The 16873-nt window shown below is 66.5% G+C and carries 13 protein-coding genes; 9 read left to right on the top strand and 4 right to left on the bottom strand.

Features of this window, described 5'->3' with window-relative positions; translation table 11 throughout:
* Nucleotides 1-24 precede the first annotated feature (24 nt).
* From L1087_RS12110 to L1087_RS12090, 5 genes are all read left to right on the top strand, one after another.
* Complete coding sequence (locus L1087_RS12110; protein WP_234554316.1) at nucleotides 25-1395, top strand: replication initiator protein A; 1371 nt, start codon at nucleotides 25-27, stop codon at nucleotides 1393-1395.
* Between the two features lie 723 nt (nucleotides 1396-2118).
* Nucleotides 2119-3966 carry an MBL fold metallo-hydrolase gene (locus tag L1087_RS12105; protein WP_234559164.1) on the top strand — a complete coding sequence of 616 codons (1848 nt, stop codon included), beginning with the start codon at nucleotides 2119-2121 and terminating at the stop codon, nucleotides 3964-3966.
* A 771-nt stretch (nucleotides 3967-4737) separates the two neighbouring features.
* Nucleotides 4738-5700 (top strand): ParA family protein, encoded by a 963-nt coding sequence (locus tag L1087_RS12100; protein WP_234559163.1) that lies wholly within the window; start codon nucleotides 4738-4740, stop codon nucleotides 5698-5700.
* The gene (locus L1087_RS12095; protein WP_234559161.1) at nucleotides 5697-6590 is read left to right on the top strand and encodes a ParB/RepB/Spo0J family partition protein; all 894 of its coding nucleotides are present in this window, start codon (nucleotides 5697-5699) and stop codon (nucleotides 6588-6590) included. Before L1087_RS12100 ends, L1087_RS12095 begins: the two co-directional genes overlap by 4 nt.
* 21 nt (nucleotides 6591-6611) lie before the next feature.
* A complete protein-coding gene (locus L1087_RS12090) occupies nucleotides 6612-10862 on the top strand; it encodes an Eco57I restriction-modification methylase domain-containing protein (protein ID WP_234559160.1) in 4251 nt (1416 codons plus the stop codon).
* A gap of 134 nt (nucleotides 10863-10996) precedes the next feature.
* On the opposite strand, the gene L1087_RS12085 is transcribed toward L1087_RS12090, so the two are convergent.
* From L1087_RS12085 to L1087_RS13240, 3 genes are all read right to left on the bottom strand, one after another.
* The gene (locus tag L1087_RS12085) at nucleotides 10997-11380 is read right to left on the bottom strand and encodes a HEPN domain-containing protein (protein WP_234559159.1); all 384 of its coding nucleotides are present in this window, start codon (nucleotides 11378-11380) and stop codon (nucleotides 10997-10999) included.
* On the bottom strand, nucleotides 11355-11681 hold the full coding sequence (locus L1087_RS12080; protein ID WP_234559158.1) for a nucleotidyltransferase domain-containing protein: 327 nt from the start codon (nucleotides 11679-11681) through the stop codon (nucleotides 11355-11357). The genes L1087_RS12085 and L1087_RS12080 overlap by 26 nt, the downstream gene beginning before the upstream one ends.
* A gap of 308 nt (nucleotides 11682-11989) precedes the next feature.
* Complete coding sequence (locus tag L1087_RS13240; RefSeq protein WP_267964918.1) at nucleotides 11990-12118, bottom strand: hypothetical protein; 129 nt, start codon at nucleotides 12116-12118, stop codon at nucleotides 11990-11992.
* Between the two features lie 467 nt (nucleotides 12119-12585).
* On the opposite strand from L1087_RS13240, the gene L1087_RS12075 reads away from it, so the two are divergent.
* Complete coding sequence (locus L1087_RS12075; protein ID WP_234559169.1) at nucleotides 12586-13614, top strand: tetratricopeptide repeat protein; 1029 nt, start codon at nucleotides 12586-12588, stop codon at nucleotides 13612-13614.
* Between the two features lie 10 nt (nucleotides 13615-13624).
* Nucleotides 13625-14323, top strand: coding sequence for a hypothetical protein (locus L1087_RS12070; protein WP_234559157.1), 699 nt, complete (start codon nucleotides 13625-13627; stop codon nucleotides 14321-14323).
* Nucleotides 14324-14409: 86 nt separating this feature from the next.
* On the opposite strand, the gene L1087_RS12065 is transcribed toward L1087_RS12070, so the two are convergent.
* On the bottom strand, nucleotides 14410-15783 hold the full coding sequence (locus L1087_RS12065) for a CAP domain-containing protein (protein ID WP_234559156.1): 1374 nt from the start codon (nucleotides 15781-15783) through the stop codon (nucleotides 14410-14412).
* A 140-nt stretch (nucleotides 15784-15923) separates the two neighbouring features.
* Here L1087_RS12065 and L1087_RS12060 point away from each other — a divergent pair, with 140 nt between their 5' ends.
* Together L1087_RS12060 and L1087_RS12055 are read left to right on the top strand one after the other, a co-directional pair.
* On the top strand, nucleotides 15924-16184 hold the full coding sequence (locus L1087_RS12060) for a type II toxin-antitoxin system Phd/YefM family antitoxin (RefSeq protein WP_038044013.1): 261 nt from the start codon (nucleotides 15924-15926) through the stop codon (nucleotides 16182-16184).
* Nucleotides 16184-16624, top strand: coding sequence for a type II toxin-antitoxin system VapC family toxin (locus L1087_RS12055; protein WP_234559155.1), 441 nt, complete (start codon nucleotides 16184-16186; stop codon nucleotides 16622-16624). Before L1087_RS12060 ends, L1087_RS12055 begins: the two co-directional genes overlap by 1 nt.
* The last annotated feature ends 249 nt before the right edge of the window (nucleotides 16625-16873 follow it).

Here is a 16873-nt window from a genome sequence, read left to right as displayed (position 1 = left end):
AAACCCAGGATAGACTAGAGCAAAATGGCCTCCAAACGCCCCGCCCCCAAAGACCTAGTCCCCAAGGCCAAGCACTTCGACGAGGCCAACGTGGCCCGCTTGGGCCTGATCTCCATCCAGGAGCGCATCCCCGAGGGCTACTCCTCCTGGGAGGAGGAGTTTGAGTTTCTGGGCAAGCCGGTGAAGCTGGCCTGCTACGCCAGCGACAAGGTGGGGGGTGTGCCCCACGGGCTGGACAACGAGGTCTCCCTAGCCCTCATCGCCCTCTACTTCAACGCTGGAAGCCCGGAGGACGGCACCTTCACCGCCACCCCCTACCAGATCCTCAAGCTCATGGGCCTGGACACCTCGGGCTACTACTACCAGGCCCTCAAGGAAAGCCTCCTGCGCCTCACCACCGCCACCTACGTCCTCTCCGAGGCCTGGCGCTCGGACGGGCGCTGGCAGAGCGTCACCTTCCGCTACATCGAGAAGCTGGAGTACACCAGCAGCCAGGACGGGCGCCTGGACCGCTCCAGCGTCCTCCGCATCACCCTGGCCAAGGAGATCGTCCGCTCCCTGAAGCAAAACTACGTGAAGCCCATCGACATCGAGTTCATGGCCAGCCTCCGCCGCCCCCTAAGCCGCGCCCTCTACCGCCTCCTGGACGCCCAGCGCTTCTCCCCCGAGCACCCCGCGCCCCTGGCCCGCTTCGAGGTGAACCTCATGGAGTGGGCCGCCGCCTGCAAGATCGTCCACAAGCGCCCCGACAAGGTGCGGCGGACCCTCGAGCCCGCCCATGAGGAGCTCATCTCCCGCCGCTACCTCCAGTCGGTGGAGTACGTGGGCCGCGGGCAGAACCAGACCATCGTCTACGTCTTTGGCGAGGAGGCGGGCGGGGTGGCGGACATGGAGGCGGTGGACCTCCTCATGGCCGAGGGGCTTTCCTTCACCTCCGCCTACTCCCTGGCCCGGCGGTACTCCCTGGCCCGCATCAAGGACCGCCTCGAGCTTTACCGGAGCATCCTGGCCTCGGGGTACAAGCCCAAGAACCGCCTGGGCTTCCTGGTGGACGTGATCCGGGACGAGGAGGGCAAATACAGCCGCGCCCTCCCCTCTCCCCTACCCAAGCGGGAGCAGGCCCACCGGGAGGAGGAGGAGGCCCGCCGCATCGAGGAGGAGGCGGAGCGGGAGTGGCAGAGCATGCCCAAGGAGGCCCAGGTGCGCCGGGCGGTGCAGGTGGCCCAGCTGGTGCTGAGGAGCCGGATCAGCGTGGGGGAGCTGGAGGAGCTCACCCGGCTTTTGGAGGCGGGCGCCCTCGAGCCCAAGGCCTTGGTGGAGGAGCTCAAGCGGGCCGCCGGCGAAGGGCGTTTAGAGGAATGGCTCCAAGCTTTCCGCGAGGGCCTCGAGGGGTGAGGTATCGGAAGACTTGGGGCGTTCGTGGGGGGTCCCAGGGGGGACCCCCAAAAGTCTTCCCTTCCCACGGGCTTTTTCCGGGGGCAAGGCGGTATCGGAAGACTTGGGGAGTTCGCCCCCAAAACTATCGGAAGACTTGGGGAGTTTGCCGGCCAGGGTATCGGAAGACTTGGGGAGTTGGTATCGGAAGACTTGGGGAATTGGTATCGGAAGACTTGGGGAGTTTGGAGGGGAGGTATCGGAAGACTTGGGGAGTTGGTATCGGAAGACTTGGGGAATTGGTATCGGAAGACTTGGGGAGTTTGGAGGGGAGGTATCGGAAGACTTGGGGAGTTGGTATCGGAAGACTTGGGGAATTGGTATCGGAAGACTTGGGGAGTTTGGAGGGGAGGTATCGGAAGACTTGGGGAGTTGGTATCGGAAGACTTGGGGAGTTCTATCGGAAGACTTGGGGAGTTTTACCGGGGTGCTTGCGTCCCTGACGGGCTTTCCCCCGCCCCACCCCCGGCCCCTGTTGATGATCATCATTTAGTCATAGTGTCTTCTTAATCACTTAAAAGAAGAATCATCATCAGGCGCGTTTCTTTGTGGTCAATCCAGCCTATGGTGGCTTCCGGGATGGCCTAGGGGTGCAGTTTGGAGATGCAGCAAAGAGCTTGCTGCGCCTCGGGCGGGACGGAGCGCAGCAGGGTCAGGCACGGCGCCTCGGGTAAACTTTTCCCCATGAGCCTCTCCTTCCTGGCCTTGGGGGGTGCCCTCGAGGTGGGGGCCAGCGCCCACCTCCTCACGGTGGACGGGGTGCGCTTTTTGGTGGACGTGGGCCTCCGCCCGAGCCTGCTGGGGGAAGCGGCCCTCCCCCGCCTGGACCTCCTCTCCGAGCCTCCCGATGCCGTTCTCCTCACCCACGCCCACCTGGACCACGTGGGGGCCTTGCCCCTCCTCAGGCGGCGCTTCCCCAAGGTGCCCCTCTTTGCCACCCGCCCCACCCTGCGCCTGGCCCTGGAGGTCCTCCTGGACTCGGCCCGCCTGGGCCGGGCCCTGGGGGCCGAGCTCTACACCGAGAGGGAGGCGGCCAGGGCTCTCCTGGAGGCGGTGGAGATACGCCCCTTTGAGCCCTTTGCGGTGAAGGGGGTGCGGGTTTTGCCCCTGCCGGCGGGCCACCTCCTGGGGGCGGTGGGCTACCTGCTGGAGGGCAAGGGGGGAAGGGCCTTGCACCTGGGGGACTTTTCCCTCACCGCCACCCCCACCACGGACCCCGCCCACTTCCCCCCTGAGCCCCAGGGGGTGGACCTCTTGGTTTCCGAGGGCACTTACGGGGACACCTTCCTGCCGAGCCGCAAGGAGCAGGTGCGGGAGTTCCTCTCGTTGGTGGGCCGGACCCTGCGGGAGGGGGGACGGGTCCTGATCCCCACCTTCGCCCTGGGCCGGGCCCAGGACCTGCTCTTCCACCTCCTGGAGGGGATGCGGACGGGCCTGGTGCCCAAGGTGCCGGTGGTGCTGGACGGCCTGGTGCGCACCATCACCCGGGCCTACGAGGAGGACCTGGCGGACTTCCTGCCCGAGGCCTTAAGGAACCTCAGGACCAACAGCCGCATGCCCCTTTTCCTGCGGGAAGGGGTGGTGGAGGTGAGGGACGCCCGCCACCGGGCGGAGCTCCTCCTCTCGGGGAGCCCCATGGTGGTCCTGGCCTCGGGGGGGATGCTGAGCGGGGGCCCAAGCCCCCTTTGGGCCAGCCACTTCCTCCGTGAGGAGGGAAGCGCCCTCCTTCTGGTGGGCTACCAGGACGAGGAAAGCCCGGGCCGCCGCCTCCTGGAGCTCAAGAGGGGGGATGAGCTCCTCCTTCCCGTGGGGGAGGAGCGGGTTCTGGTGCGGGTGGATTCGCAGGTGGAGCGCTTCCACCTCTCCGCCCACGCGGACCGGGCGGGGATCCTCAACCTCCTCTCCCGCTACCCCGCCCGCCTCACCCTCCTGGTCCACGGGGAGCCCCAGGCCCTGCACACCCTGTCCCGGGCCCTCGAGGGCCGCCCAAGCCGCATCCCCCGGGTGGAGGAAGCGGTTTCCCTGGAGCCCGCCCCGGCGCCTGAGCCGGAGGAGAAGCCTCCCGCCAGACCTGCGGCCAAGGAGAAGGCTCCCCGCAAGGTGCCCACCCTGGCCACCCACGTGCGGGTGGAGGTGCGGGGGCACACCCTCCTGGTGCACTTTCCCCCAGGGCGCAACCCTGCCCGCCTCCTTCCCCCCGGCACCTACCGCCTGCGGGGGGAACGGGTGGGGGCGGTGGAGATCAAGCTCTCCCCCAGCCTCCAGGGCCCGCCCCCACCGGACCGCCAGGCCCTTTTGGAGGAGGCCCTGGCCTACGGGGAGGCCAGGAGGGGGAAGCGCCCCCTGAAGGCCCTGGCCGTGTGGTGGGAGGAGGGGCCGGAGGGGCTGGACAGGGCCTTGGCGGGGCTTCCCAAGGCCCACCGGGAGCTCCTCCTGGGCATGCGGGAGGCTCTGCTGGCCCTCTTGGAGTCGGGGGAAGGGGTGCTCCTCCTGCACTTTGGGCGGGAGAGGCCCCTGGTGTTGCCCTTGTAGGGGCCTCGAGGGGCCTGGTTTTTGCGATCCCCTTACGGGGCTAAACCTCGTGCAACCTGCCCGGTGGCGGGAAGGGGGAATCCCCTACCCAATCTGGTCGCAATCCCCTTACGGGGCTAAACCTCGTGCAACCCGCCCCTTACTTTCTGGGCCCTATATGACTGACTGGTCAGTGTCGCAATCCCCTTACGGGGCTAAACCTCGTGCAACTTTGAGCTCCCGGACGGAACCAAGGTGGAGCGTGCGTGGGTGTAGTCGCAATCCCCTTACGGGGCTAAACCTCGTGCAACAGGTACCCCCTCTGCACATCGTCCTGGAGCGGGCTCCCGAGGGGGGGATTTGTGAGAAGCATGAAGCTTGGAATATGCGAGGGGCGAATAACGGGGGTTTTTGAGGGTTTGCGCCCTTGGGAAGCCACAGGAGAAGGGGGCGATGAAAAGGGGAAAACGCATATTCGCGTGCAGGACGGAGGAAGCTGGCTTTCAAGATGCCCGTCCGGGGTTCCGGACGGGGGCATTATACCACAACCCTGCTGTCTTAGACCGAGTGCACTTTATGCCCAAACGAGGCCTTTGCCATAGTTTCTTCGTTTTGGTAAAGCCTAAGGCATGCCTTAGAAGCGGGCATAGGCAGGTTTTGGTAGTTGCTACCATCCACACAAGTAAAAGGGCGTGTACCCCTCCCGGCCCAGGATGGCCGCCTCGAGGCCCTTCCCACTCCTTCCGCCCCACGGGCTTGCGCTAGGGCGTACTAGGCCGGTATCCTTCCGATATGAAACGGGAAAGGCTGGTGCCGCTGACGGAGTGGGCCCGGCGGGAGGGGATGTCGGAAAGCCTGGCCCGCAAGTGGATCCGGGAAGGCCGCCTCGAGGCCGTCCGCCTGGGGCATTATTGGTACGTCCCCGAGGTGGTGGAGGGGCCGGAGGGCCGGGGCCAGATCTTCACCCTCTTCACCCACGCAGGCGGTGCAGGCAAGACCTCCCTGGCCCGGGACCTGGGCTTTGAGATGGCCTCGAGGGGCTACCGGGTGCTCCTCATTGACGCCGACCCCCAGGCCAACCTCACCGCCTGGCTGGGGGTGGACCCCGGCCGCGTGGAGGACGAGGAAACCTTGCTCCAGGTGATCCGCCAGGACTTCCTGCCCCGCCCGCGGCAGGTGGGGCGGAACCTCCACCTGGTGCCTGCCTCGGTGAACCTGGCCCTGGGGGAGCTGGAGCTGGACCGCAAGCCCTTGGGGGCCTTGGCCCTGCGCACCGCCTTGGAGCGCACCGACGGCTACGACCTCATCCTGGTGGACTCCCTGCCCTCCCTGGGCTCCTTGGCGGTGATGGCCGCCCTGGCGGGGGATGGGCTATTGGTGCCCGTGGAAACGGGGGCCAAGGGGGTGCAGGCCCTGCAGGCGGTGATCCATGTGGCCCGGGAGTACCGGGAGGCCTTGCGCAAGGTGGCCCCGGATGCGGTGGCGGGCCGGTCCCACATCATCCGCGCCTTCATCCCCACCAAGTACGACGCCCGCACCCAGGGGGATAACCGGGTGCTCCAGGCCATCCAGGACCTCGAGGAGGTGGCCCCGGTGGCGCCCCGGGTGGCCTACCGCCCCGGCCCCCACCGGCGGGCCACGGAGGAGCAGGTGCCCATCCAGGCCACCGGGGACAAGGAGGCCGCCGAGGAGATCGCCCGCCTGGCCGACTTCCTGCTGGAGCGGGTCTTCCGCCTCGAGGAGGTGCCGGCATGAGCGCCATCCGCGCCTACCTGAAGGGCCTGGTGGAGGAGGCCAAGAAGCCCGCTTCCTCCACCCTTCTCCTGGCCGAGCTGGTGCCCCGGCCCCAGCCCCGGCGGCGCTTTGAGGAAGCCTCCCTGAAGGCCCTGGCGGAGTCCATCCGGGCCCACGGGGTGCTGGAGCCCCTTTTGGTCCGCCCCCTTGGGGACGGGCGGTACGAGATCGTGGCCGGGGAAAGGCGGTACCGGGCCGCCCAGATGGCGGGGCTTTCCGAGGTTCCCGTGGTGGTCCTCGAGGGGCTGGACGAGAAGGCCGCCCAGGCCATCGCCCTCATGGAGAACCTCCAGCGGGAGGACCTGAACCCCTACGAGGAGACGGTGGCCGTCCTGGACCTCCTGGCCCTGGAGCTTTCCAAGAGCAGGGAGGAGGTGATTAGCCTTCTCCACCGGATGTGGAATGAGGCGAGGGGGAAATCTACCCGCAACGTTGCGGGTAGCCCCGAGGCCCAGAGGGTGGAGGAGGTTTTCCGCCTCCTGGGGCGCATGGACTGGTCAAGCTTTGTCCGCCACCGCCTCCCCCTCCTCAACCTCCCCCCGGACCTCCAGGAGGCTCTCCTCGAGGGCGCCATCCCCTACACCGCCGCCCTGGAGCTCAAGAAGGTGAAAGACGAAGGGGAGCGGCGGAAGCTCCTGGAGGAGGCCAAAGCGGGGCTCTCCTTGCGGGAGCTTAAGGCCAAGGTGCGGGAGCTTCTCCGCCAAGAAGCTCCTCCCCCGCCCTGGCACAAGGAGGTGCTGGCGAAGCTCTCCCGGCTGGACCTCGAGGCCCTCCCTCCCGAGAAGCGGAAGGCAGTGGAAAGGCACCTCCAGGCCCTGGCCAAGGAGCTGGGCCTGACCCGCAAGGCGTAGGTCCGCGGGAAGGGGGGTCCCATGCCCGACTGCCTGACCCCTATGCCCGCCCGGTTCGGCGAGGTGCCCGGGGAGCTCCTTTTGGACTTTGGCGGCCTCTTCCGCGTCTACCGGGTGGGCTATAAGGCCACGCCCCCCGTGGAGCCCGTGGCCGCCCACCTGGCCAAGGCAGGGGTGGCGGCTTTGGTCCTCTTCAGCAAGGACCAGAAGGACTTCCAGCTCCTCTACCAGGACCAGGAGCGCCGCCTGGCCCGGGCGGACGCCCAGGGGGTAGAGAACCTGCTGGGACGGCTTTGCGAGTTCCAGCGCCAGGGGAAAGACCCCCTCGAGGCCGCCCAATGGGTGAAGGACATCCTGCAGGCCCAGGCGGAACAGGAGGGGCTCTTTAGAAAGCGCCCCTACCGGAACCAGGGGCTTTTCAGCGAGCACTACCTCGAGGTCCGCCTCCGGGAAACTCCCGAGTGGAGCGAGGACCCCGAGCCCGTGCGCCGGGAACTCCTGGAGCTTTACCGCTCCAAGCGGGCAATCCTGGAAAACGCCAACGAGTCGCAAACGGAAGAGGAGTTCATCCAACCCGTCCTCAAGGCCTTGGGCTTCGCCTACTGGGTCCAGGACGCCCAAAAGGCCTCTGGGAGCCTTCAACGCCCCGACTACGTGCTCTACCCCGACGAGGACACCAAGGCGAAGGCCGTGGTGCAGAAGGAGGAGGCCAAGCGCCTCGCCCCCGCCTTGGCGCTGGCCGAGGCCAAATACTTTGGCCGGGACCTGGACGTCAAGAAGCGGGATGCCAGGGACCTGGCCCCGAACCCCGTGACCCCTTCCTTCCAGCTGAGCGGTTATCTGCAGTCCACGGGGCTGGAGTGGGGCATCCTGACCAACGGCCGGGAGTGGCGGCTCTACTGGGGGCGGGCCGTGGACCGGCAGAACCGCTACTTCGCCGTGGACCTGGTGCAGGCCCTCGAGGACCCCGAAGCCTTCCGCTTCTTCTGGCTCTTCTTCCGCCGCGAGGCCTTCCTGGAAGGCCCTCAGGGCTCCTTCCTCAAGAGGGTTCTGGAGGCCAGCGAGCAGTACGGCCTGCGGGTGGGGGAGAGGCTCAAGGAGGTGGTATTTGAGGAGGTCTTCCCCCTTTTGGCCGAGGGGTTCCTCCGCTACCACACCGAAGTCCGGCGGGAGGCGGTGGACGAGGCCGTTTTGCGGGAGACCTACCGGGCCACCATGGTTCTCCTCTACCGCCTGCTTTTCCTCCTCTACGCCGAGGACCGCAACCTGCTTCCCGTCCACGACGTCTTGGGCTACCGGGCCCTGAGCCTGACCCAGCTCCGCCGGGAGGTGGCCGAGGGCATGGACAAGGGGCAGATCTACAGCGAACACACCTACCTTCTTTGGGGGCACCTTTCCGCCCTCTTCACCCTCATCGATAAGGGGGACCGCCGGCTGAAGGTTCCCCCCTACAACGGGGGGCTCTTCAGGCCGGGCCTGCATCCCTTCCTGGACACCCACAAGGTGGCCGACGCCTTCCTGGCCCCGGCGCTGGACCGGCTCTCCCGCCAACCTGATGAGGGGGAAAGGCTTCGCTTCGTGGACTACAAGTACCTCACCGTGCGGGAGCTGGGGGCGGTGTATGAGGGGCTTTTGGAGTACCGCTTGGCCGTGGCCCAGGAGGACCTGGCGGTGGTGAAGGAGGGGGGCCTCGAGGTCTACAAGCCCAAGGCCCAACTCTCCCCGAAGGAAAAGCCCCTCCATGAGGTGCCCAAGGGCAAGCCCTACCTGGTCTACGACCAGCGCCAGCGCAAGGTCTCGGGAAGCTACTACACTCCCGACTATGTGGTGGAGTACATCGTCCGCCGCACCCTGGAGCCCGTGGTGGAGGGGCGGAAGGAGGCCTTGCGCAAGGTCTTGGAGGAGTACCAGCACCACGCCCGTCGGCAGGAGAAGCACCCCACCCACGAGGGCGCCAAGCGGCTGGCCGACCTTCGGCGCCGTGCCCTGGAAGCCCTTCTGGATGTGAAGGTGGTGGACCCGGCCATGGGGTCGGGCCACTTTCTGGTGGGGGCGGTCAACTTCTTGGCCGAGCGCTTCGCGGGCATCATCGCTGAGCTACGGGCCGAGCCGGTTTTGGATGCCCTGGCGGAGCTTCGCCAGGAAATCCGGCAGCAGATAGGGGAGTACGGCCTCGAGGTCAAGGACGAGCAGCTTTCCGACAGCAACCTGCTCAAGCGCATGGTGATGAAGCGGTGCGTCTTCGGCGTGGACCTTAACGACATGGCCGTGGAGCTGGCCAAGCTCTCCCTGTGGCTGGATGCCTTCACGGTGGGTGCCCCCCTTTCCTTCCTGGACCACCACCTGCGCACGGGCAACAGCGTGCTGGGTGTGTCCAGGGACGAGTTCATGGCCTGGGTGGAGCGGGAGAACCCCATGTGGCTTACGGAGATCGAAGCCGAGGTGGAGGCGGCCACCCGCAAGGCCCAAGCGCTTTTGGACGTGCGGGACCTCACCCCCGCCGAGGTGGCCCTGTCCCAGGAGCTTTACGCCCAGGCCGAGGCCGCCCTCCTTCCCCTCCGCCGGGCCCTGGACGTCTATGCCGCCAGCTTCTTCGCCCCCAAGCCCAAGAGGGGCCAGCCCCTGCCCCCCCTGTGGGAGGCCCGGGTGTACCTGCCCTCCTTCAAGCTGGCCGATCTGGCCACCCCGCCCGCAAAGCACCACGTGCCGGAAGCCCTCGCCCTTGCCCAGGAGCGGCGCTTTTTCCACTGGGAGTTTGAGTTTCCCGAGGTCTTCTTCAGCTCCGAGCGCAGGCACAACCCCGGCTTTGACGCCGTGATCGGCAACCCGCCCTACGTGCGCCAGGAGCAGATTGCCCCCAACAAGCCCTTTTTGGAGAAGGCCTTTGAGAGCGTCTACAGCGGGAGCGCTGACCTGTACGTGTACTTCTTTGCCAGGGGGCTTTCCGTGCTCAGGGAAGGGGGGCGGCTGGGGTTCATTTCATCCCGCCAGTTCACCCGGGCGGCGTATGGGGAAGGTTTGCGGAGGTTGCTTGCTGCGCAGCGCATCCGCGAGGTGATTGATTTCGGTGAGAACCCGGTGTTTGAAGGAGCGGCCACATTTCCGGCCATATTCATCGTAGAGAAGCCTCATAGGGAAAGTGCGGGGAGCTTTAGCCCGGTGCGGTTCAAGCCGGTGTCCAAGGAGGAGTTTGCGAGCCTTTTGCATGCTCCTTCGGAAGCCCGAAAGGAAGCTCTTGAGGAGCTGGTGAAGCGGGGGCAGGATTTGGACGAGGAGGCTTTTCGGCCTGAGGGCTGGACCTTGGGGGACGCTAACATCAACGCCATCCTGCAAAAGATGGAAGCGGTGGGAGTGCCCCTGAGGGAGTACGCGGGCGAGTTTTACAGGGGGATACTGACCGGCTTTAATGAAGCTTTTTTCATAGATGAGGCTACCCGCATCCGCCTCATCCAGGAGGACCCCAAAAGCGCCGAGCTCATCAAACCCCTTCTGGTGGGGGATGACGTGCGGCACTACTACGCTCGGTGGCCCAATGACCCCAAAACCCAGTACCTGATCTTCACCCGCCGCGGGGTGCGCATAGAGGATTACCCGGCCATCAAGCGCCATCTGCAGCGGTTTCGCCACCGCCTGGAGCCAAGACCGGCTGGGTGGAACCCTCAAGAGCAGGGCGAGTGGCCTGGGCGGAAGCCAGGAGATTACAAGTGGTACGAAATTCAGGATGCGGTGGCCTATTACTCTCTCCTCGAGGGTCCGAAAATTGTTTACCCGGAGATAGCAAAAGAGCCTCGGTTTTACCTAGATGCCAAAGGCTTTTACATCAACAACAAGCTCTTTTTCATACCCAAAGAGGACTACTATCTTCTCGCAGTCTTGAACTCAAGGGTCGCCTTTGGGGCTATGAAGCTCAAGCTTTCATCCTTGGGCGACCCTAACGAGGGGGGTCGGCTTGAGCTTCGCGCCGTCCACCTCCAGCACCTCCCCATCCCCCGCATAGAGCGGACCACGGAAGAGGAAGCGCTAAGCCAGGCCCTGGACGAGGCTCGGAAGCGCTACGGGCAAGAGGAGTACGAAGCCCTTGAGGCCTGGGCTCGCGCCCAACTCCAGGCGGGCAGGAGGGATGTGGTGGCGGCTTTCCTGGCCTACCTGGCCCAAGAGATGCAGCGCACCCAAGGGGAACGGCTGGCCCTCGAGGGGGAGTGGCGGGAGTGGGTGAAGCACACCTTCCCGCAGGCGGACCGGCTCGGTCAAGAGTGGCTTGCCGAGGAGTAGCCGCGGCACGGGTTGGAAGGGGGCGTGGAGGCCATCGTGGAGCGCTTCCGGGCCAAGAGGGTCCCCACCACGCCCAAAACCCTGGCCCGGCTTATGGAGGAAAGCCAGAGGGCCCTCGAGGAGCTTCGGCCCCTCTACCGCCGCCTGGAGGCCACCGATAGGCTCGTGGACCGGCTGGTGGCGTGGTTGTACGGCCTTATGGACGAGGAGGCGGAGCGGCTGTGGATGGCTCCATCCGGATAGGCCCCTGTTGGGGGCAAGACTTGCTGGAGTAAGGGTCTGAGCCTTTCCCCCCTTTCCCCGGGCAGGTCCTTGATGAGCCGGGCGAGGCTGTGCCCCCAAGGGTCCAGCCCCAGGGCAAGCCAGAGGCCCTTCAGGGCTTTTTCCCCCGCCTGCTGGGCCATGAAGGCGGCCTGGGCGTACTTCCCCGCGGCCAGGAGGGCTTTGCCCGCCTCCAGGTCGTCCTCGGCCTGGAGGAGCCAGCGCTCCCCCTCAAGCCGCCTCTTTTCCGCGCTCATAAAGGGGTACAGCCTCCTTCAGCACGCCTTGCAGAAAGGGAAGTTCCCGCCTTTCGGCCAGCTCCTCCGGGGTGAGCACCAGGACCTCCACGGGCCTGGGCGCGTCCTGAAGGAGCTCCAATACCAACCCGATGCGCTTTAGGGGAGGCAGGGCGGTGCGGGCCACCACCAGGAGGTCCAGGTCAGAGCGGGCGTCGGCGGTGTTCCGGGCGTAGGACCCGAAGAGGTAGAGGGCCTCGAGGTCCAGGGCCTCCCGCAGCCTTTTCACGGCCTCCTGGAGGTAGGCGAGGGGCGCCTCCATGCGTTCAGTATACGCGCCCAGGGGTTTCTCCCACGCCGTGGGTACTGAACACCCGCGCACAAGAGTTGCCCCATCGGCTAAAGCCAAGGCGGCTTGCTGATCGCCTCTTTGGGGCCCCCGTCGTGGCGCAAGCCACGACGGGGTACTTAGGCAACCTCGACGGTGTCTGCCACCTACTCCGGCCCCTTGCCGGGCACCCTGTGCGAGGACGGAAGCTGCCGCCAGGTCGCCCCTGGGGCCTACACCGCTCCCGCTTCCCAGCTCCTTCGCGCCTACACCCAGACCCGGACGGAAGCCTGCCCTCCCGGCTACATCGGGAGCGTCACCGTCACCGAGACCTGGCAGGACTGGAAGGTTTGGAGCCCCGACGTGGTGGGGGTGTCCTCGAGGGGGACGGCGGGGTTCACCTCGAGGGTGGAAAGTCGGCTGGTGAACACGAGCACACAGAATAACTGTGAGTTGATAAAAGAGCCACCAGAGCCGCCCACACAAACCACCCAGAGCACGGACCCCAGCAACCAGAGCACGGACCCCAGCAACCAGAGCACAGACCCCAGCAACCAGAGCACGGACCCTTCGCAATCCCAAACCCTCACCCAGCCGACAGACGAGCCCACCAGCAGGCTGACAGACGAACTTACCAAGCCGACAGACGAGCTTACTACCCAAACAAACACGGATGCCTCCCAAAGCAACGGGAACGAGGACGACGGAGGGGGCGGAGGGGGTGGAACCAACCAGTGGATAGACCCCTCTGGATGGTTTACTAAAATCCCCTACGGACCGAACAAACTGCAGGTGGAGAAGCATAGAAGGCAGGTGGAGATAGCTCGAAGCCTCTTGGCAGAGCAACCGTGGTAGGCTTCTCATCCAGGCTGGATATACTGCTTGCGAGGTGAACGAGATGGGAAGCCTTCTCAAGCGTAGCCTTTTCTCGGCCCTCTTGGTAGTCTTGCCCCACTCTGCCCTAGCCTTGTCCTGGCAGGAGGGATGGGAGCTTGTAGCCAAAGCCCAGGCTGGGGACGCACAGGTCACGCGCGCCCTTATCGAGGCTTACAACCAAGGCGATGCCGAAGCGGGGGCGGCCATTGGGATCCTCTACCTCAACGGGATCACCTACCCCCGCGACTTAGCAAAGGCCAGGTCCTACCTGGAGTGGGCCAGGGGTAAAGGGAGCGGCTGGGCGAGCGCCGTTCTGGCCCTCATCTACCTAAACGGATATGGGGTGCCCGCCGACTCCAAACGAGGATTCTCCCTTTTGGAAGAAGCCGGCTCCCGTGGCTACCCTGGGGGCAGAGCGCTGCAGGCTTTGAACGCATACGTGGAGGCGCACAGCACCGGGCAGTTCAACACAGAGGCAGTAGCTTCCGCTGCAAGAAGGGCTGTTGAGCTAGCCAAGACAGGGGATCCGATAAGCCTATCTGTCCTGGCACGGTTCCACTTGGTCGGAGTCCCTACTGCAGGCGTACCCCAGGACTGGGCCAAGGCTCGGGCGCTCTGGGAGGAGGCCATGAACAAGGGGTACCTGCTTGCGGGGAACTTCCTAGTGCCCATGTACTACTACGGCTACGGCGGGCCTGCCGACCAGGCCAAGGCCATCGCCCTGGCGAAGCAGCTTGTGGGCATGGGCCCGCAACCTACCTCCTTCCTCGCCACGGCCTACTACTTCGGGGTGGCCGGAGAGCCAAAAGATCCCAAGAAAGCCTGTGATCTAGCTAGCCAGAGCAGGGCGTACGTTCAGGGCATGGCCATCTACGGCCTCTGCCTCCTGGACGGACACCTGCCGGGCGGCCGGGCCCAGGGCTACGCCTGGCTCCTGAAGGCCGCCGCTGGTGGGAACGACCTGGCCAAGTCCCTGGCTCCGGAGTGGGAGGGGCGGCTGAGCAGGGCGGAGATCGAGGAGGCCAAGCGGCTCCTGCCCAACCTCCGGTAGGTTCGCAAGGGTGAGGGCAAAGCGCCTCCTGGCAGCCCTCCTGGCCCTGCTGGGGTTGCTGGGGGCCCTGGCCCTTGCCCACCGCTACAGGGCGTGGGCCGAGGCCCCTCCCTACCGCCAGGGCCAGGGGTTGGCCTTCCTGCCCCCCGCCCTGGCCGCGGCCCTGTGCCGGGCCTCGGAGGGGCAGGCCCTCTGCCTACAGGGGTACTTCGCCGCCCGCATCCCCCAGGAGATCCAGGGCCTCCCCGAGCGGTACTGCCAGGGGCTTTCCGGTCCCGCCGCCCGGGCTTGCTCCAAGGTGATGGGCCTGCGCCTGGTGGTCTTCCCCTCCTCCGTGCGGCTGTGCGAGCGCCTGCCCGACCCCGAAGCCTGCGCCCGCTACGTGGGCCGGGGAGCCTACGCCCGGGGAGGCGAGGCCAGGGTCAAGGAGGAGTGCGGCAAGGTACGGGGCCCCCTGCTCTTTAACTGCCAGGTGGGGGCGGCCATGGAGATGGTGGAGCGGCGGCCCAAGGAAAACCTCCAGGCCGCCTGGCGCCTCTGCGAGGGGGCCAACCCCGACGGGACGGTGTGCACCGGGGCCCTGGGAAGCGCCCTGCTCTCGGCGGTCAAGGACAGGAAGCGGGCGGAGGCCCTCTGCCTGGACCTGCCACCCCTCCAGGCGGCCCGGTGCGTGGCCGGGGTGAAGCGGGCGGCGGAAAAGAAGCTCTGAAGGGCAAAGCCAAGAGGGGCGGGGTTCCGGGCCCCGCCCCCCTCTTCCCTTTCCTACCGGAGCTGCAGGAGCCAGAGGTTCCTTTCCTACTCCACCTGGAAGCGCCAGCTCCTTTCCCACACCTGGGAGCCGATCTCCGCCTTCAGGTAGACCTCGTACTCCGCTCCGGGGGTGAGGGGCTTGTGGGGGAAGATGATGACCGCTCCCAACCTTTGGAGGATCCGGAGGCCCACATCCCGCCAGGAGGAGCGGTCCTCCCAGTACTGCAGGCTCCCGTAGGCGCAGACCGGGTTCACCGCCTGGTCGGACACCCTCACCACCCTGGCCTCCAGGACCCGGGTGTCCTGCTGGGCGAAGGTCATGAGGGTGACGGGGAAGCCGATGGGGTTCCGCACCACCCCCTGGCCGTCGTCCCAGGTGAGCCCTTCCTGGGTGAGGAAGGGGCGCTGGCGGGGAGCCTCGGGGTGGGAGCAGGGGTAGGTGGGGTTGGGGTTCTCCCGACCGCCAAAGGTGGCCAGGGGAACCGGCATCCCCGGGGCCGGGAAGAGGACTTCCCGCACCGGGCGGTCCGAGGTCCAAGGGGAGAGGTTGGGGAAGTTGAACCAGGAACGCCCCCAACCGTCCCCGAGCCCCGGCACCGGTCCCACATCCCGGTAGGCCCCCGAGCCCACCCGCAGGGGCCAGGGGTAGGTGAGGTTGAAGCGGTGGAAGGGGCCGGTCATCCATGCGTTGACCGGGTTCTGATCCGGAGACCAAGAGGGCTGGCCGTTCAGGCGCCGGAAGCTATGCGTTTCGTTGCCCACCCGTCCTGCACTCCGACCCTCCTCGCTGGCGAAGGGCTGGGAGAGGTCCTCGTCGTGGGACAGTTCGTTAGGATGGTTCATCGCCATGTACCGGCTGTGGAGCCAGGCCCGCCAGGCCCACTCGGGGTCCTCCTCCACGCCGGGGAGGCCGGCCCGGGCGCGCCACTCCCGCAGGGTCTCCACCGCCCCCCGGTCCCCGTAGGGGATGCGCAGGTACACGGGGAAGGTCCACTCCCTGCCCCCCTGGTCCACCGCCACCAGCTCCCACTTGAAGGGCCCCTGGGGCAGGGCGTCCTGGGCCACGCTGAGGGTGAAGGTGGCCTCAGGGTTGTTAGCGGTGAGGGTGAACCGCTCCCGGGTGTGCTCCACCCCGGGGTAGCGGGTGGCGTCCCAGCCGGGGCAGTAGCTCGTGTCCTTGGCGCAGGGGTCGGCCAGGCGCAGGTAGACCTCAGCACTCTCCGCCCCCTGGGCCAGGCGGACCTTCACCTGGCGGGTCTCGCCGGGGCGGGCCTCGAGGAGCTCCCCCGTCCCCGCCAGGGCCTCCACGGGGGGCCTGGTCACCTGAAGGAGGTTCTGGCAGGCGGAGAGGAGGAGGACCAGAGCCGAGAGGGCCGCAAGGGCAAGCCGGGGCAAAGGCAAGGGGCTTTTCCTGCGCATGCTGTCATTTTACGGCTTCTTGTTTTTGGTCCACCTCTTGGAGTTTGGGAGGCTCATCTGCAGGAATAGAGAAACCTGGAAGAGCATTGGAGTTCCCAAAGGCCCTCAGATGCAGCTACTTGCTGTGATAAGATAGCTACATGGAACGGGTGCCCCTCCGCCTCCTCAAGAACCGTCTGGGCTTTTACCTGCGCAAGGTGCGCCAAGGGGAGAGCCTGCTCCTGACGGACCGGGGGAGGCCCGTGGCCCGCCTGGTGCCCGAAGGCTCAGGCCTCGAGGCCCGCCTCCAGGCTCTGGCCACCTTGGGCCTTCTGGACCTGGGGGAGGGGCGGCTTCCCGACCGGGAGCCTGTGGCCTATAGCCGGGCCAGCGTGGCGGATCTCCTGGTGGAGGAGCGGTAGTGGCCCCCGTGGTCTACCTGGACACCAGCGCCCTGGTCAAGCGCTACGTGGCCGAGGCGGGCAGCGACGAGGTGCGGACCCTCCTTCGTGGGGCTGAGACCGTGGGCACCGCGGCGGTGGCCCAGGTGGAGATGGCCGCCGCCCTGGCCAAAGCGGTGCGCACGGGAGCCCTGGCGCGGGAGGAGGGCCAAAGCGCCTTGGGTGCGTTCCTGGAGGACTGGCCCCGCCTGCACCGCCTGCGGGTGACCGATCTCCTCCTGGAGATGGCGCGGGACCTGGCCTGGCGGGAAGGTCTGCGGGGCTATGACGCCACCCATCTTGTCGCGGCCCTTCTCTGGCAGGAGACCTTGGGGGTGCCTGTCCTCATGGCCACCTTTGATGTGGGGCTTTGGCGGGTGGCGGCAAAGTACCTGAAGGTATGGCCTCCGGATATGGCTTAAGGGATGGAGTGTAAGGTGCCTTCCCCTTGGTAAACCAGCTCCGCGCTTCGCCTCCAGGGGATGAACGTGCTGGAGCGCTTGCCGCGAGACGAAGAAGCCAGGCAAACCCCACACCCCTCGCTCCACCCGTTGTTAGGTGCCTCCGTCGCGGTTGGGAGCCGTGATAAGGTTGGGTTCGAGCCTCCTGTACCCCGATTTACCGTGAAAACCTAAGTAGCCCTGCATAGACTTTGCCCCACTTCCCTCTCC

This window comes from Thermus tengchongensis (assembly GCF_021462405.1).
In the GTDB taxonomy this organism is placed as follows: domain Bacteria; phylum Deinococcota; class Deinococci; order Deinococcales; family Thermaceae; genus Thermus; species Thermus tengchongensis.
Note: the sequence above shows the minus strand (reverse complement) of the source record. Positions and strands in the feature narration are given on the sequence as shown.

Bases quoted from the DNA above. Each gene is read 5' to 3' on its own strand.
- L1087_RS12075 (WP_234559169.1), top strand. From the start codon at position 12,586: ATGGGAAGCCTTCTCAAGCGTAGCCTTTTCTCGGCCCTCTTGGTAGTC.
- L1087_RS12105 (WP_234559164.1), top strand. From the start codon at position 2,119: ATGAGCCTCTCCTTCCTGGCCTTGGGGGGTGCCCTCGAGGTGGGGGCC.
- L1087_RS12100 (WP_234559163.1), top strand. From the start codon at position 4,738: ATGAAACGGGAAAGGCTGGTGCCGCTGACGGAGTGGGCCCGGCGGGAG.
- L1087_RS12090 (WP_234559160.1), top strand. From the start codon at position 6,612: ATGCCCGACTGCCTGACCCCTATGCCCGCCCGGTTCGGCGAGGTGCCC.
- L1087_RS12060 (WP_038044013.1), top strand. From the start codon at position 15,924: ATGGAACGGGTGCCCCTCCGCCTCCTCAAGAACCGTCTGGGCTTTTAC.
- L1087_RS12080 (WP_234559158.1), bottom strand. From the start codon at position 11,681: ATGGAGGCGCCCCTCGCCTACCTCCAGGAGGCCGTGAAAAGGCTGCGG.
- L1087_RS12065 (WP_234559156.1), bottom strand. From the start codon at position 15,783: ATGCGCAGGAAAAGCCCCTTGCCTTTGCCCCGGCTTGCCCTTGCGGCC.
- L1087_RS12095 (WP_234559161.1), top strand. From the start codon at position 5,697: ATGAGCGCCATCCGCGCCTACCTGAAGGGCCTGGTGGAGGAGGCCAAG.
- L1087_RS12110 (WP_234554316.1), top strand. From the start codon at position 25: ATGGCCTCCAAACGCCCCGCCCCCAAAGACCTAGTCCCCAAGGCCAAG.
- L1087_RS12085 (WP_234559159.1), bottom strand. From the start codon at position 11,380: ATGAGCGCGGAAAAGAGGCGGCTTGAGGGGGAGCGCTGGCTCCTCCAG.